This window comes from Pseudomonas sp. ChxA (assembly GCF_030263855.1).
Lineage (GTDB): Bacteria > Pseudomonadota > Gammaproteobacteria > Pseudomonadales > Pseudomonadaceae > Aquipseudomonas > Aquipseudomonas fluorescens_CB.
In genome coordinates, this window is sequence record NZ_JARPMK010000001.1 from 1,324,773 (window position 1) to 1,340,720 (window position 15,948).

Sequence of the window (15,948 nt, forward strand, 5' to 3'; positions counted from 1 at the left end):
CTCAACCGTTACAAGCTGCTTCGCCAGAATAATAGGGGAGATGTAGCAGATGAGTGCCGGATAACAAAAAAGCAGCCCTACGCCGGGAAGTTGTATTTTTTCGTTTAGTAGAAGGAGGGGTTGGAGAATAATCTGCTCTTGCCCATAATCGATTTGAGTAGCAGTGCACCTTTTAAAATTACTTGAGCGAGTTGATGCCGGAGGCCTGTACATGAAGCTGGAAAAACGTATGCAGGCCGCAATCCGTGGCATGCAGGGAAACGTAGTCCTGCGCATTGACGTTGCGGCGCTGGGGGGGCATTCGCAGGTTTCTGTTGCGCTCGATGAGCTTATGCGCAAGGGCGTGATCGTCCGAATGGGAATCGGTATATACGCAAAGGCTTCTCGTAACCCGCATACAGGCGTTGTCACCCCCGCCGCTGATCTTGAAGCTCTGGCCGTTGAGGTGTTTCAGCGACTGGGCGTCAGCGCTTCGGTGCAGATTGCCAAGTCCGGAGCCGGGCATTCGATTGTGTCAAAAGACGCAAAAATCTGCGTAAAAGGCCGCCGCCGAATTCGTCGCAAGCTGTCACTGGGCGGTCGTTCGGTGGTTTACGTCAATGAAGTTGTACCTCCCAGGAAGGTAAAAAACTCCTTTAGGCGCCACCCGAAAACGGGCGCGTTGATCATTCCAACGTCTGGCTTGCGGCGATATGTAATGGACCTGGCGGATGCGTGTCAGGTGGCTTATGTCAGAACTTACGCGGACGAGTGGGCGGAAAGTGTTTCCCGGCTAGCCGGAGACGATGTCCGCACCGATGTCGTCGAAAACCTGGTCATTGCGCTGAAGAAAGAGAAAAAAGTGACCGGTCTTGAGGCGGTTCATTTGCTGACTAATTACTTGAGGGAAAAGCAGCGTGTTTGATCCATTCAAGGATTTTGATACGAGGGGTTACCTCAGGAATGTTGTAGGTGAAAAGGACCTCAATATTGTCAAGCAACTGGAGCATGATCTGTTCACCGCCAACCTTGCAGATGCGATGGATTACCTGGCTAATAAAAGAACGATCACGTATCGCGATTTTCTTCAGGTTCACGGGCTTTTGTTTGGTGACCTTTACCCTTGGGCGGGTAGCGACAGGATGACGACCTCTCCTGACTTGGCCATCTCAAAAGCGGGCACCTGCTTTTGCCTGCCTCACGAGGCCAAAAGAGCGGTTGGAGAGGGACTTCGCCTTGGTCAGGGTAAGGTTTTGCTGAGAAAGTCGCCTGGCTTGGTGATGGGCTTTTTCGCTTACGGCCACCCGTTCCTTGATGGTAACGGGCGAACGATGCTGGTGGTTCACTCAGTCCTCTGTCATCGCGCAGGGTTTTCGATCAACTGGAGCAGAACTGATAAGTCCGACTATCTCTCTGCACTGAGTCAAGAGATCGAGACTCCTGACAAGGGCATCCTGGATGATTACTTGAGAGGTTTCATTGAGCCGCCGCTGGAACCTGGTGCCTGGGAAGCGGCTATTCATTCTGTCAGGGGACTCAACGGCTTGGCGATGACTGACACTGTTGAGGGGCGTTCCGACGATCCTGCCATCTCCCAAAAATATCAGGACTTCGACCAGCGACGAGGTTACACCATCGATTAAAGGGCAGCTTCAAGTCTCAGGCCTTTTATCCCCCAGCACTCTGCGTATGCATCTCACCGCCGCGCAATATCCGAAAAGTAAAACTTATCCAACGTATGCCGCGACTCGGTGTACTCGAACTGCCGCCCATCCTGCAAAAACGTCTGGTTGCTCACCACGATCACATGGCTCTGACCTTCGAGGTCGAGGTGTGTCTGGTCGTCCTTGCCCCGCGGCAACGCCTCGATGGTGCGTTGGGCGTAGGCAATTTGCAGTTGCAAGGTCTGTTCGATAAACGCGTAGATCGACTGCTCGGCAATCGAGCGATCCAGGCCGGGGATCAGGTCAGCCACAAAGTGGTTGATGTCGAGAATCACCCGTTTGCCGCCGATGCGCCGTACCCGTTTGATGCGGGTAATCAGCGTGCCGGGTTCGGCTTCGATGTGCTGCAGCAGCGAGCCTTCCAGTGGGAATTGGCTGAAATCGACCACCTCGGTGCTTACGTCATCGCCCAGGTCGGCGTGGGTTTCGTGGAAGCTGACGATGCCGCCCAGTTGGAACTCAATGGGGTTGGGCGACAACACAAATGTGCCCTTGCCGTGAATTTTTTGCGCAAACCCACGCTCCTGCAACTGCTCGATGGCGCGGCGCACCGTGCCACGGCTGGCCTGGTAGGCGTCCATCAATTCGGTTTCGGAGGGAAGGCGCGTACCGCGTTGCAGGCGTTCGGTAGTGATGCTGGCAAGCAGATCCGTATAGATCTGGTTGTATTTGCTCATGGGGATGGCTCTGTGCCCGGCTTGATGAAGGTGATCGGCGCGTTCAAGGCAGGAACCTTAGTGGCAGAGGTGGGCTTTGTCCATTGGACCTGCGTGGAATTAGGGAAATCTCTGACTTCAAATTCAGAAAAATAAACTTTATGTAACTCGTACAGACGAGTTATTGATTTAACTCGTACATACGAGTACTTTTGCCCACGGCGTGCTGCCAATGACTGCCCTCAAATAAAAAAACCAAAGTGGAAACCAAGCATGAGCCACGACTATTCGAATACTGCCCGCGAGATTCTCGAGAACCTCGGGGGCAGCGACAACCTTGAGCAAGCCGCCCACTGCGTGACCCGCTTGCGCCTGGCGCTCAAGGACCCGAGCCTGGTCAACAGCAGTGCGTTGAACCAGGTCGATCTGGTCAAGGGCTCGTTCTTCACCGGCGGCCTGTTCCAAGTGGTGATCGGCCCCGGCGAAGTGGAAAAGGTCTATGCCGCCCTGCGTGAGCAGACGGGGCTCGCCGCAGCCACCATCGCCGACGTCAAGCAGAAGGGCGCCGACAAGACCAACGCCATGCAGCGTCTGGTGCGGGTATTTTCCGATGTATTCATGCCGATCCTGCCCGCGCTGATCATCGCCGGCCTGCTGATGGGCGTGAACAACCTGATGGGCGCCAAGGGCATGTTCATCGAGGGCCAGACGCTGCTGGAGGCGTATCCCAACCTGGATGGCCTGTGGAGCCTGATCAACCTGATGGCCAACACCTCGTTTGTGTTCCTGCCGGCGCTGGTGGGCTGGTCGGCGGCCAAGCGCTTTGGCGGCAGTGAAATCCTCGGCATCGTGCTCGGCCTGATGCTGGTGCACCCGGATCTGCTCAACGCCTGGAACTACGGCAAGGCCGTGGCCGGGCTCGATGGCCAGAGCCTGCCGTACTTCGATATTTTCGGTTGGTTCAAGATTGAGAAGGTGGGTTATCAGGGGCAGATTCTGCCGATCCTGATGGCGGCCTATGTGATGAGCGTGATCGAGAAATGGCTGCGGGCACGCGTGCCAAATGCCATCCAACTGCTCGTGGTGCCGATCACCACCATCGTCGTCACCGGCGTGCTGGCGCTGGCCATCATCGGCCCGGTGACCCGTCACCTCGGCATCCTGATTACCGAAGGCGTGGTCACCCTGTTTGACCTGGCGCCGATGCTTGGCGGGGCGATTTTCGGCCTGTTGTATGCGCCGCTGGTGATCACCGGCATGCACCACATGTTCCTCGCCGTCGACCTGCAGTTGATCAGCACCCAGGGCGGGACCTTTATCTGGCCGATGATCGTGATGTCCAACCTGGCCCAGGGCAGCGCCGCACTTGGCGTGTTCTACATGACCCGCAACGCGCGGGACAAAAGCATGGCCTCGACCTCGGCGATTTCCGCTTACTTCGGCATTACGGAACCGGCGATGTTCGGCGTGAACCTGCGCTTCAAGTTTCCGTTCTATGCCGCGCTGCTGGGCTCTGCGCTGGGCAGCATCTTCCTGTCGATGAACAAGGTGATCGCCTCGGCCATCGGCGTGGGTGGCTTGCCTGGCTTTATCTCGATCATTCCGCAGTTCATCCCAAGTTTTGTGATCGGGATGGTGATTGCGATGGTCGTGCCGTTTGTTCTGACCTGTGCGTTGAGCATGAAAATTGTTCGGCCTGGATACCGGGTCGCCTGATCAATCGCTATCGCAGGCAAGCCAGCTCCCACACTTGAAATGCGTTCCCCTGTGGGAGCCGGGCTTGCCCGCGATGAGGCCCGTACGGCCAGTACACAATTTAATTGAAGGAACCCACCATGCAAGACTGGCAACGCTCGGTGATTTACCAGATCTACCCTAAAAGCTTCCACAGCCACGCGGGTAACGCCACCGGTGACCTGCTGGGCATCGTGGACAAGCTCGATTACCTCAAGTGGCTGGGCGTGGATTGCCTGTGGATCACCCCGTTCCTGCGCTCGCCGCAACGCGACAACGGCTACGACATCAGCGACTACTACGCCATCGACCCCAGCTACGGGACCATGGCCGACTGCGACCTGCTGATCAGCGAAGCGGCCAAGCGCGGTATCAAGCTGATGCTCGACATCGTGGTTAACCACACCTCCATCGAGCATGAGTGGTTCCAGCAGGCGCGCAGCAGCCTCGACAACCCTTACCGCGACTTCTACATCTGGCGTGACCAGCCGAACAACTGGGAATCCAAGTTCGGCGGTTCGGCCTGGGAGTATGAGGCGCAAACCGGCCAGTACTTCCTGCACCTGTTCGACCACACCCAGGCTGACCTCAATTGGGACAACCCCAAGGTGCGCGCCGAGGTGTTCAAGTTGATGCGCTTCTGGCGTGACAAAGGCGTAGGTGGTTTCCGCCTTGACGTGATCAACCTGATCTCCAAACCCGCCGATTTCCCCGAAGACCACAGCGACGGCCGGCGCTTCTATACCGACGGCCCGAACGTGCATGAATACCTGCAGCAAATGCACCGCGAAGTCTTCGAAGGGCACGAGCTGATCAATGTCGGCGAGATGTCGTCCACCAGCCTTGAACACTGCATTCGTTATTCGAATCCGGCGTCCAAAGAGCTGTCGATGACCTTCAACTTTCATCACCTGAAAGTCGATTACCCGAACCTGCAAAAGTGGGTGAAGGCCGACTTCGACTTCCTGCAACTCAAGCAGATTTTCTCCGACTGGCAACTGGGCATGCAGGCCGGTGGCGGCTGGAACGCGCTGTTCTGGTGTAACCATGACCAGCCACGCGTGGTCTCGCGGTTTGGTAACGACGGCGAGTACCGCGTGGTCTCGGCCAAGATGCTCGCCACTGCGCTGCACTTTCTCCAGGGCACGCCTTATGTGTACCAGGGCGAAGAGCTGGGCATGACCAACCCGGGCTTCAACAAGATTGAGCAGTACCGCGATGTCGAGACCCTGAACATCTTCCGCCTCAAGCGTGATGGCGGTGAGTCCGAAGCGTCGAGCATGGCGGCGATCATGCAGAAGTCCCGTGACAACAGCCGCACGCCGATGCAATGGAACAGCCAAGCCAATGCCGGTTTCACCAGTGGCGAACCGTGGATCGGCATTCCCGCCAACGCGGCGCAGATCAACGTCGAAAGCCAGCTGGATGATCCCGATTCGGTGCTGCATCACTACCGCGCACTGATCGCCCTGCGCCGCCACGAACCGCTGATCCAGAGCGGCGTTTATCGCCAACTGCTGCAAGACCACTTGCAAGTCTGGGCGTACCTGCGCGAAGGCCAGGGCGAGCGCTTGCTGGTGCTGAACAACTTCTATGGCAAGCCCTGCGAAATCCAACTACCCGAAGGCGTCATCAGCGCGGCGACCGAGCAACGCCTGCTGATCAGCAACTACCCCGACTGCCCTGTGCGTGCGAGCACGCTGCTGTTGCGTCCGTATGAGTCGTTTGTGCTGCACCTCAAGGACTGAGACCCGCTGCAACCCCCGTATGGGAGTGCGGGGGCGCTTCATCCAAAAACATAATAAAAATACCGGAGTGCTTCATGAAAATAACAATAAAGCTGGGCCTCATTGCTTCATGTCTTACCGCACCTTTTGCCGTTCAGGCCCTGGAGTTTGCCGGCTACTTGCGCAGCGGTGCGGGGACTTCAACAGGCAGTGGCAAACAGCAATGTTTCCAACTGCCGGGGGCGCAATCCAAATACCGCCTGGGTAACGAATGCGAGCAGTACGCCGAACTCGAGTTGCGCCAGGACCTGCTGACCCTCGACGACGGTTCGGTACTGAGCGTCGATGCCATGGCATCGCTGTACAACAAATACGACCGCGGCCTGAAGTTCCAGGGTGAAGACAACGGCTCGGCGCGCATGCCGCAGATGTATGCGCAGTGGTCCAACCTGCCCAGCCTCAATGGCGGCTCGGTGTGGGCGGGGCGCCGTTACTACAAGCGTAATGACATCCATATCTCCGACTTCTACTACTGGAACCAGAGCGCCACGGGCGGCGGTGTCGAGGACGTCAAAATCGGCGACCTCAAATACAGCTACGCGCTGTCGCGCAAGGACAACCTGTACCAGAAGGAATACGCCACCCGTCACGATTTCAACGTGGCAGGCTTCAAGACCAACCCCGGCGGTGAGCTGGAATTTGGCTTGAGCTACATCGAAAAAGCCGGCGGTCGTGAGGCCAACAGCGGTTGGGCGATCACCGCGCAACACGTGCAAAAACCGTTTCTTGGCGGCAAGAACAAATTCGCCTTGCAGTACGGTGAAGGCCCCGGCACTGGTTTGGGCTATACCGGCGATACCGCCTTGGACAAGAGCAGCAAAAGCTACCGCGCCGTGGAGTTTTTCGACTGGCAGGTAACGCCGCGTTTCGGCGGGCAGGTCGAGGCGGTGTATCAAAAGGATATTCGCCCAGGCAGCCAGGACCAGACCTGGATGTCCATCGGTGTACGCCCGGCGTATGCCATCAGCGAACAGTTCAAACTGGTCACCGAGCTTGGGCATGATCAAGTCGAGGCTGCCGGTGGTACACGCAAGCTGAGCAAATTTACCTTCGCCCCGACTTGGTCGCCCAACGGTCCGGATTTCTGGGCGCGGCCGGAAGTGCGGTTGTACTACACCTATGCAACCTGGAACGAAGCGGCCAAGCGTGCGGCGAATGAACTGGCGGCGGGCTCGGCGTTGTCCGACACCGGCGCCTACGGCACGGCGCGGCATGGCTCGAATGTGGGTGTGCAAGTCGAATACTGGTGGAAATAAACCTTTGGGTGTACGCGACCCAAATGTGGGAGCGGGCTTTTGTGGCGAGCAAGCTTGCTTGCGCTGGGGGGCGAAGCGCCCCCAAGAGCCGGAGACTGCTGTGTAGTCAACGGGAGCAAGCTCCCTCGCCACAGCAAGCCAGCTCCCACACTGGACCGTCGTTCGCCCTATGATTTTTACAGAACAAAACAGCAGGTGAAGTCATGACCACAACTCAACCCCTGGAACTGCTGGCGCCCTTGTCCGGGGTCCTGCTGGCGCTGGACCAGGTGCCTGACCCGGTGTTCGCCAGCCGCATGATCGGCGACGGCCTGTGCATCGATCCCACCTCGCAGACCCTGTGCGCGCCGTTGACCGGGGTGATCAGCAATATCCAGGACACCGGGCATGCGGTCAGCGTCACCGGCGACAACGGTGTGCAGGTGCTGATGCATATCGGCCTGGACACGGTGCAGCTGGCAGGCAAAGGCTTCACCCGCTTGGTCGAGGAAGGCCAGCGAGTCGAGGTCGGGCAGCCGTTGATCGAGTTCGATGCCGACTACGTGGCGCTCAATGCGCGCAGCTTGCTGACCTTGATGCTGGTGGTCAGCGGCGAGCCGTTTGTGTGGCTGACACCGGGCAGTGGCGCGGTGGAAGTGGGCCAGCCGCTGATACAGGTGTCACCCGCAGAGGCCCCTGAAACCGTGGGTGAGGAGGAGGGCGATGCACTGTTCTCCAAACCACTGACGTTGCCCAATGCCAACGGTTTGCACGCCCGTCCGGCCGCCGTGCTGGCCCAGACGGCCAAAGGTTTTAACGCCAGCATTTACCTGCACAAACAAACCCAGAGCGCCAACGCCAAGTCATTGGTGGCGATCATGGCGTTGCAAACCGTGCAGGGCGATACCTTGCAAGTGAGTGCGGCGGGAGAGGACGCCGACGCCGCCATCAAGGCGTTGGTAACCCTGCTGGCGCAAGGTTGCGGTGAGACCGTTGCAGCGTCTGCGGCGCCGGTTGAAACACCAGCCCCCGAGTCGTCGGCAACCTTGTTGCGCGGCGTGTGTGCCTCGCCTGGCTCCGCGTTTGGCCAGGTGTTCCAAGTGGCGGAACCTGAGCTGCACATCGAGGAAAAAGGCGCGGGTGAATCCGTTGAACACGCTGCACTGACCCGCGCCTTACTGGTAGCCACCGAAGCGCTGCAAGTGTTGCAGGACAAAGCGGTTGGCAGCGCCCAGGCGGAAATCTTCCGCGCCCATCAGGAGCTGCTTGAAGACCCGACCCTGTTGGAGCAAGCCCATCGCCTGCTTAGCGAAGGCAAGAGCGCTGCCTTTGCCTGGAACAGCGCCACGGCCGCCACCGCCAAGCTATTTCTCGGCCTGGGCAATGCGTTGCTGGCTGAGCGCGCAGCGGATTTGGCCGATGTTGGCCAGCGAGTGCTGAAGTTGATCCTTGGTATTGAGGACAGCGCCTGGGCGTTGCCGGATCGTGCGATCGTGATTGCCGAACAACTGACCCCCTCGCAAACCGCCGGCCTCGATACGCGCAAAGTGTTGGGGTTCGTCACCGTCGGCGGTGGCGCCACCAGCCATGTGGCGATCCTGGCGCGTGCCCTTGGTTTGCCGTCGCTGTGTGGTGTGCCGTCACAGGCGCTGGCGCTGGCCAACGGCAAGCAGGTGCTGCTCGATGCCGACAAAGGCGAGTTGCACCTTGAGCCCGACCTGGCCGCTGTCGAGCAACTGGCCGCTACGCGCAAGCAACACATACTGCGACGTGAGCGTGAAGTGGCGCAGGCCGCCTTGCCCGGCATCACGCGCGATGGTCACCACGTCGAGATAACGGCCAATGTCGCCTCGTTGCAGGAGGTCGAGCAATCCCTGGCCTTGGGCGGTGAAGGCGTTGGTTTGTTACGTTCGGAGTTTCTCTACCTGGATCGCAATCGCGCGCCCAGCCCTGAGGAGCAAGCCGGCACCTACAGTGCCATCGCCCGCGCCTTGGGCGCCGACCGCAATCTGGTGGTGCGCACCTTGGATGTCGGCGGCGACAAACCCTTGGCCTATGTGCCGATGGAGCGCGAGACCAACCCATTCCTCGGCTTGCGTGGTATTCGCCTGTGCCTGGAGCGCCCTGAATTGCTGCGCGAGCAGTTCCGCGCGATCCTGGCGAGTGCCGACTTTGCACGGTTGCATATCATGCTGCCGATGGTCAGCCTGCTGTCGGAGCTGCACCTGGCGCGCAAGATCCTTGAGGAGGAAGCCACGGCGTTGGGCCTGACCGAGTTGCCAAAGCTGGGCATCATGATCGAGGTGCCGTCTGCGGCCTTGATGGCGGATGTGTTTGCGCCGCACGTGGATTTCTTCTCCATCGGCACCAATGACCTCACCCAATACACCCTGGCCATGGACCGCGACCACCCGCGACTGGCCAGCCAGGCCGACAGCTTTCACCCGTCGGTGCTGCGCCTGATTGCCACCACCGTCAAGGCCGCCCATGCCCATGGCAAGTGGGTCGGCGTGTGCGGCGCCTTGGCGTCCGAAGCACTGGCGGTGCCGGTGTTGATCGGGCTGGGGGTGGATGAACTGTCGGTCAGCGTACCGCTGATCCCGACCATCAAGGCCACCGTGCGCGAGCTCGACCTGGCCGACTGCCAGATCATCGCCCGCCAGGTGCTCGGCCTGGAAGAAGCCGCCCAAGTCCGCGAGGCCCTGCGCCTGTACCACGCGGCTACCGTTGAAACCTCACCTGTCGTGGAGCACTGAGCATGTTCGAGAAATTACAGCGCGCATTCTGGAAAGCCCTGACCCCGGATCTGATAGCCGAAACCGTGGTGGCGCCTGCGCAGGGGCTGTTGTCGACCGAGGTGCTGAGCGCATTGGGCGGTGTGGATAACCTCAAGTCGCAACAGCGCGTGGCACTGACGCGGGTGCGGGTGCAGTTGCAGGATGCAGGGCGGCTGGATGCGCAGGCGCTGAAGGCAGCGGGTGTACCGGCAGCTATGGTATTAACGGGTGGTGTCGTGCATCTGCTCACCGGCCTATAAAACGACGAGGATCAACTGTGGGAGCGGGCTTGCCCGCGATAGCGGTGTGTCAGGAAACGAATATGTTGACTGGCTAGCCGCCATCGCGGGCAAGTCGAATCGTCGCACCGCCGCTCCCACAGGGATATGGGTCGTTTGGGCGGTTGGGTTTACAGCTGCGGGTTATCTTCCGGCGGCTTGGTCTTGTCGATACCCGGCACGTGCAAGTTGCCTTCCACCACCTGGTTGCCTTCCAACTGTGGCTGGGTCACCCAGGTGAGAATGTCGTAATACCGCCGGATGTTCGCCACAAAGTGCACCGGCTCACCACCGCGTGCATAACCGTAGCGGGTCTTGCTGTACCACTGCTTCTGCGACAGGCGCGGCAGCATCTTCTTCACGTCCAGCCACTTGTTCGGGTTCAGGCCGTCTTTCTTGGCCAGCGTGCGCGCGTCTTCCAGATGGCCGGTGCCGACGTTATAGGCGGCGAGGGCGAACCAGGTGCGGTCCGGCTCGGCAATGCTGTCGTCCAACTCATCCTTGATCTTGGCCAGGTACTTGGCACCGCCCATGATGCTTTGCTTGGCATCCAGGCGGTTGGACACACCCATCGCCTGCGCGGTGTTCTGGGTCAACATCATCAGGCCGCGCACGCCGGTCTTGGAGGTGACGGCCGGTTGCCACAGCGATTCCTGATAGCCGATGGCCGCCAGTAGGCGCCAGTCGACCTTTTCTTCCTTGGCATAGGTGCGAAAGTGTTTCTCGTACTTGGGCAGGCGTTGCTGCAAATGCTGGGCGAAGGTGTAGGCGCCGACATAGCCGAGTACATCGACGTGCCCGTAGTAACGGTCTTTAAGCCGCTGCAGGGTGCCGTTTTTCTCGACCTTGTCCAGGTAGCTGTTGATCTCGTTGAGCAGGCTGTTGTCTTCCCCCGGCGCCACGGCCCAGCTCTGGTTGCTGGCATTGCCGAGGTCGAAGGCCACGCGCACGTTGGGGAAATACACCTGGTTCATTGCGACTTCGTTGGAGTCCACCAGGGTCAGGTCGATCTGGCCCTCATCCACCATGCGCAGCAGGTCGACCACCTCAACGGCGTCGGACTCTTCGTATTCAATCGCAGGGTTCTGTTTTTTAAGCGCCGCCAATTGCTCTGCGTGGGTGCTGCCCTTGAGCACCATGATTTTCTTGCCTACCAGGTCTGCCGGGCCGGTGGGGCGCGACTGGCCGTTGCGGTAGATGATCTGCGGCGTGACTTCCAGGTATGGATGGGAGAAACGCACCTGTTGCGCACGTTGCTCGCTGCTGACCAAACCTGCGGCCGCCAGAACCGGACCATTGGGTTTACCCAGTTGGCCGAACAGATCATCGAGGTTATCGGCAGTCTCGATTTCCAGCTTCACGCCCAAGTCATCGGCAAAGCGCTTGACCAGTTCATACTCGAAACCGGTTTCACCGTTACGGTCCTGGAAATACGTGGCCGGGCTGTTTCGGGTAATCACCCGCAATACGCCATCCTCCTTGATTCGCTCGAGCGTGCTGGGCTTATCAACACAGGCGCTGAGCATCAGGAAGAGTCCGGTTGCGATCAGCCATTTGGCGCATCGCGGGCGTAAAGCAGTAGGGGAGAACATCTGCGCAGTATACGCAAACGACCCTCGGCGCCATATCTCGACAGCAGCGGACTTGTCTGCTAGCACCCGCAAAACCGGGCTGCAGCCCGCAGAAACGTGGGTTAGCGAGGGTTTGTGACGGTTAAAATAACTGCAGGCTAACCCCAGTATTTCGCCCCGAAAGCGTGCAATCCCTGCCAACTGACGTTCGGCAGCGGCCAGCCGTGCCGTTTCGGGTGCCGTTGGCGCAGGTTTACGCTAGAATGCACGGCCTCAAAGCACACCCCCTTCCCGAGGCTGTCCCGAAGATGTTGATCCTGCGCGGCGCTCCTGCCCTTTCTGCCTTTCGCCACAGCAAACTCCTTGAGCAACTGAGCCAAAAGGTTCCAGCTGTTACAGGCTTGTATGCTGAATTTGCTCACTTCGCCGACGTAACCGGCGTCTTGACCGCCGACGAACAGCAAGTGCTCGCACGCCTTCTGAAGTACGGCCCCAGCGTTCCCGTTCAAGAGCCGACCGGCCGCTTGTTCCTGGTTCTGCCGCGGTTCGGCACCATCTCGCCCTGGTCGAGCAAGGCCAGCGACATCGCCCGTAACTGCGGCCTGTCGAGCATCCAGCGCCTTGAGCGTGGCATCGCCTTCTACGTGGCTGGCCAGTTCAGTGACGCCGAAGCCGAGCTGATCGCCAGCAGCCTGCACGACCGCATGACCCAGATCATTGTCAGCCAGCTGGAACAGGCTGCCGGCCTGTTCAGCCACGCCGAGCCCAAGCCGCTCACCGCGATTGACGTGCTCGGCGGTGGCCGCGCCGCTCTCGAGAAGGCCAACACCGAACTGGGCCTGGCGCTCGCCGAAGACGAGATCGACTACCTGGTCGACGCCTTCAATGGCTTGAAGCGCAACCCGCATGACATCGAGCTGATGATGTTTGCGCAGGCCAACTCCGAGCATTGCCGTCACAAAATTTTCAACGCCAGTTGGGACATCGACGGCGAAAGCCAGGAAAAAAGCCTGTTCGGCATGATCAAGAACACCTACGTGATGCACAGCGAAGGCGTTCTTTCTGCTTATAAGGACAACGCCTCGGTGATCGTCGGCTCCGTTGCCGGCCGTTTCTTCCCGGACCCCGAAACCCGCCAGTACGGCGCGGTGCAGGAGCCGGTGCACATCCTTATGAAGGTTGAGACTCACAACCACCCGACCGCGATTGCCCCGTTCCCGGGCGCAGCCACAGGTTCGGGCGGCGAAATCCGTGACGAAGGCGCCACCGGCCGTGGCGCCAAGCCCAAGGCTGGCCTCACCGGTTTCACGGTGTCCAACCTGCAGATCCCAGGTTTCGAACAACCGTGGGAAGTGCCGTACGGCAAGCCTGAGCGCATCGTTACCGCACTCGACATCATGATCGAAGGCCCGCTCGGCGGCGCCGCGTTCAACAACGAATTCGGGCGCCCGGCACTCACCGGTTACTTCCGTACGTTTGAACAATCCATCACCACCCCGCGTGGCGATGAAGTACGCGGCTACCACAAGCCAATCATGTTGGCTGGCGGCATGGGCAACATCCGCGAAGAACACGTCAAGAAAGGCGAGATTCTGGTCGGCTCCAAGCTGATCGTACTCGGCGGCCCGGCGATGTTGATCGGCCTGGGCGGCGGCGCAGCTTCCTCCATGGCCACCGGCACCAGCTCGGCGGACCTGGATTTTGCTTCGGTACAGCGCGAAAACCCAGAGATGGAACGCCGCTGCCAGGAAGTCATCGACCGTTGCTGGCAGTTGGGTGGCAAGAACCCGATCAGCTTCATCCACGACGTCGGCGCCGGCGGTTTGTCCAACGCCTTCCCCGAGCTGGTCAACGATGGCGACCGTGGTGGCCGTTTCGAACTGCGCAACATTCCAAACGACGAGCCGGGCATGGCCCCGCACGAAATCTGGAGTAACGAATCCCAGGAACGCTACGTACTGGCCGTTGGCCCTGAAGACTTCGCGCGCTTCCAGGCCATCTGTGAACGTGAGCGTTGCCCATTTGCCGTGGTCGGCGAAGCCACTGCCGAACCGCAGCTGACGGTCACCGACAGCCACTTCGGCAACAGCCCGGTCGACATGCCGCTGGAAGTGCTGCTGGGCAAAGCCCCGCGTATGCACCGCTCCGCCGTGCGCGAAACCGAGCTGGGCGATGACTTCGACCCAAGCACGCTGGAACTGGCCGACAGCATCGAGCGCGTGCTGCACCACCCAGCCGTGGCGAGCAAAAGCTTCCTGATCACCATCGGCGACCGCACCATCACCGGCCTGGTTGCCCGTGACCAAATGGTTGGCCCATGGCAGGTTCCGGTGGCTGACGTTGCCGTCACTGCCACCAGCTTCGATGTGTACACCGGTGAAGCCATGGCCATGGGCGAGCGTACGCCGCTGGCCCTGCTGGACGCCCCGGCGTCGGGTCGCATGGCCATTGGTGAAACCCTCACCAACATCGCCGCTTCGCGCATCGGCAAGCTGTCCGACATTAAACTGTCGGCCAACTGGATGTCCGCCGCCGGCCACCCGGGTGAAGATGCGCGCCTGTACGACACCGTCAAGGCTGTCGGCATGGAGCTGTGCCCGGAGCTGGGTATCACCATTCCGGTGGGCAAGGACTCCATGTCCATGGCCACCCGTTGGAACGAAGACGGCACCGACAAGAGCGTCACCTCGCCGCTGTCGCTGATCGTTACCGGTTTTGCCCCGGTCACCGACATCCGCCAGACCCTGACCCCGCAATTGCGCATGGACAAGGGCACCACCGATCTGATCCTGATCGACCTGGGCCGTGGCCAGAACCGCATGGGCGCCTCGATCCTCGCGCAAACCCACGGCAAGCTCGGCAAGCACGCGCCGGACGTGGATGACGCCGAAGACCTCAAAGCCTTCTTCGCCGTGATCCAGGGCCTGAACGCCGACGGCCACCTGCTGGCTTACCACGACCGTTCCGACGGCGGTTTGCTGACCAGCGTTGTCGAGATGGCGTTTGCCGGTCACTGCGGCCTGAACATTGTGCTCGACAGCGTTGCCGAGGATGCTGCCGAAATCAACGGCATCCTGTTCAACGAAGAGTTGGGCGCGGTGATCCAGGTTCGCCAGGACGCCACCCCGGACGTGCTCGCCCAATTCAGCGCCGCTGGCCTGGACGACTGCGTGGCGGTAATCGGCCAGCCGATCAACAACGGTGAAATCAATATCTCCTTCAATGGCGATACCGTGTTTGCCGGCCAGCGCCGTCTGCTGCAACGCCAGTGGGCTGAGACCAGCTACCAGATCCAACGCCTGCGTGATAACGCCGACTGCGCCGAGCAGGAATTCGACGTGATCCTGGAAGAAGACAACCCGGGCCTGAGCACCAAGCTCAGCTTCGACGTCAACCAGGACATCGCCGCGCCTTACATCAAGAAAGGCATTCGCCCACAAGTTGCCGTACTGCGTGAGCAGGGCGTCAACGGCCAGGTGGAAATGGCGGCCGCGTTCGACCGCGCCGGCTTTAATGCGATCGACGTGCACATGAGCGACATCCTCGCCGGTCGTGTTGACCTCAACGAGTTCAAAGGCCTGGTCGCTTGCGGCGGTTTCTCCTACGGTGACGTGTTGGGTGCCGGTGAAGGCTGGGCCAAATCGGCCCTGTTCAACAGCCGTGCCCGCGATGCGTTCCAGGGCTTCTTCGAGCGCAACGACAGCTTCACCCTGGGGGTGTGCAACGGTTGCCAGATGATGTCCAACCTCAGCGAACTGATCCCGGGCAGCGAGTTCTGGCCGCACTTTGTGCGCAACCGTTCCGAGCAGTTCGAAGCCCGTGTCGCCATGGTGCAGGTGCAGGAATCCAACTCGATCTTCCTGCAAGGCATGGCCGGTTCGCGCATGCCAATCGCCATCGCCCACGGTGAAGGCCATGCGGAATTCTCCAGCGAAGAAGCCTTGCTTGAAGCCGACCTGTCCGGTTGCGTCGCCATGCGTTTTGTCGACAACCACGGCAAGGTCACCGAAAGCTACCCGGCCAACCCGAACGGCTCCCCGCGCGGGATCACCGGCCTTACCAGCCGCGACGGCCGCGTGACCATCATGATGCCGCACCCGGAGCGTGTATTCCGCGCCGTGCAAAACTCGTGGCGCCCGGAAGAGTGGAACGAAGACGGCGCGTGGATGCGCATGTTCCGCAACGCTCGCGTGTGGGTGAACTAAGG

10 protein-coding genes are annotated in these 15,948 nt (G+C 60.1%); 8 read left to right on the forward strand and 2 right to left on the reverse strand.

Going from position 1 to position 15,948, the window contains the following annotated elements:
• Positions 1–211 precede the first annotated feature (211 nt).
• Positions 212–904, forward strand: coding sequence for a hypothetical protein (locus P5706_RS05885; protein ID WP_285678752.1), 693 nt, complete (start codon positions 212–214; stop codon positions 902–904).
• The gene (locus P5706_RS05890; protein ID WP_285678754.1) at positions 897–1,622 is read left to right on the forward strand and encodes a Fic/DOC family protein; all 726 of its coding nucleotides are present in this window, start codon (positions 897–899) and stop codon (positions 1,620–1,622) included. The genes P5706_RS05885 and P5706_RS05890 overlap by 8 nt, the downstream gene beginning before the upstream one ends.
• A gap of 53 nt (positions 1,623–1,675) precedes the next feature.
• Here P5706_RS05890 and treR read toward each other — a convergent pair whose 3' ends face one another.
• Positions 1,676–2,380, reverse strand: a complete 705-nt coding sequence (gene treR, locus P5706_RS05895) for a trehalose operon repressor (protein ID WP_200432849.1) — start codon at positions 2,378–2,380, stop codon at positions 1,676–1,678.
• Between the two features lie 252 nt (positions 2,381–2,632).
• Here treR and treP point away from each other — a divergent pair, with 252 nt between their 5' ends.
• From treP to P5706_RS05920, 5 genes are all read left to right on the forward strand, one after another.
• The gene (treP, locus tag P5706_RS05900; RefSeq protein WP_285678755.1) at positions 2,633–4,075 is read left to right on the forward strand and encodes a PTS system trehalose-specific EIIBC component; all 1,443 of its coding nucleotides are present in this window, start codon (positions 2,633–2,635) and stop codon (positions 4,073–4,075) included.
• Between the two features lie 119 nt (positions 4,076–4,194).
• Positions 4,195–5,841 (forward strand): alpha,alpha-phosphotrehalase, encoded by a 1,647-nt coding sequence (treC, locus tag P5706_RS05905; RefSeq protein ID WP_285678756.1) that lies wholly within the window; start codon positions 4,195–4,197, stop codon positions 5,839–5,841.
• A gap of 74 nt (positions 5,842–5,915) precedes the next feature.
• A complete protein-coding gene (locus P5706_RS05910) occupies positions 5,916–7,136 on the forward strand; it encodes a maltoporin (protein WP_285678757.1) in 1,221 nt (406 codons plus the stop codon).
• A 203-nt stretch (positions 7,137–7,339) separates the two neighbouring features.
• Entirely contained in the window at positions 7,340–9,871 is a 2,532-nt protein-coding gene (gene ptsP, locus P5706_RS05915; protein WP_285678758.1) for a phosphoenolpyruvate--protein phosphotransferase, read from the forward strand.
• A gap of 2 nt (positions 9,872–9,873) precedes the next feature.
• Positions 9,874–10,152: a PTS sugar transporter subunit IIB gene (locus P5706_RS05920; RefSeq protein ID WP_200432844.1), complete on the forward strand. Its 279-nt coding sequence runs from the start codon at positions 9,874–9,876 to the stop codon at positions 10,150–10,152.
• A 149-nt stretch (positions 10,153–10,301) separates the two neighbouring features.
• Here the strand turns inward: P5706_RS05920 and mltF are convergent, their stop codons facing one another.
• Entirely contained in the window at positions 10,302–11,762 is a 1,461-nt protein-coding gene (gene mltF / locus P5706_RS05925; RefSeq protein WP_058422684.1) for a membrane-bound lytic murein transglycosylase MltF, read from the reverse strand.
• 287 nt (positions 11,763–12,049) lie between these two features.
• Here mltF and purL point away from each other — a divergent pair, with 287 nt between their 5' ends.
• Positions 12,050–15,946: a phosphoribosylformylglycinamidine synthase gene (gene purL / locus P5706_RS05930; RefSeq protein WP_285682653.1), complete on the forward strand. Its 3,897-nt coding sequence runs from the start codon at positions 12,050–12,052 to the stop codon at positions 15,944–15,946.
• Positions 15,947–15,948 lie beyond the last annotated feature (2 nt).

What these genes read in the sequence shown, in the direction of transcription:
- treR (WP_200432849.1), bottom strand. Translation starts at nt 2,380, where the DNA reads ATGAGCAAATACAACCAGATCTATACGGATCTGCTTGCCAGCATCACT.
- treP (WP_285678755.1), top strand. Translation starts at nt 2,633, where the DNA reads ATGAGCCACGACTATTCGAATACTGCCCGCGAGATTCTCGAGAACCTC.
- mltF (WP_058422684.1), bottom strand. Translation starts at nt 11,762, where the DNA reads ATGTTCTCCCCTACTGCTTTACGCCCGCGATGCGCCAAATGGCTGATC.
- purL (WP_285682653.1), top strand. Translation starts at nt 12,050, where the DNA reads ATGTTGATCCTGCGCGGCGCTCCTGCCCTTTCTGCCTTTCGCCACAGC.
- treC (WP_285678756.1), top strand. Translation starts at nt 4,195, where the DNA reads ATGCAAGACTGGCAACGCTCGGTGATTTACCAGATCTACCCTAAAAGC.
- P5706_RS05885 (WP_285678752.1), top strand. Translation starts at nt 212, where the DNA reads ATGAAGCTGGAAAAACGTATGCAGGCCGCAATCCGTGGCATGCAGGGA.
- ptsP (WP_285678758.1), top strand. Translation starts at nt 7,340, where the DNA reads ATGACCACAACTCAACCCCTGGAACTGCTGGCGCCCTTGTCCGGGGTC.
- P5706_RS05920 (WP_200432844.1), top strand. Translation starts at nt 9,874, where the DNA reads ATGTTCGAGAAATTACAGCGCGCATTCTGGAAAGCCCTGACCCCGGAT.
- P5706_RS05910 (WP_285678757.1), top strand. Translation starts at nt 5,916, where the DNA reads ATGAAAATAACAATAAAGCTGGGCCTCATTGCTTCATGTCTTACCGCA.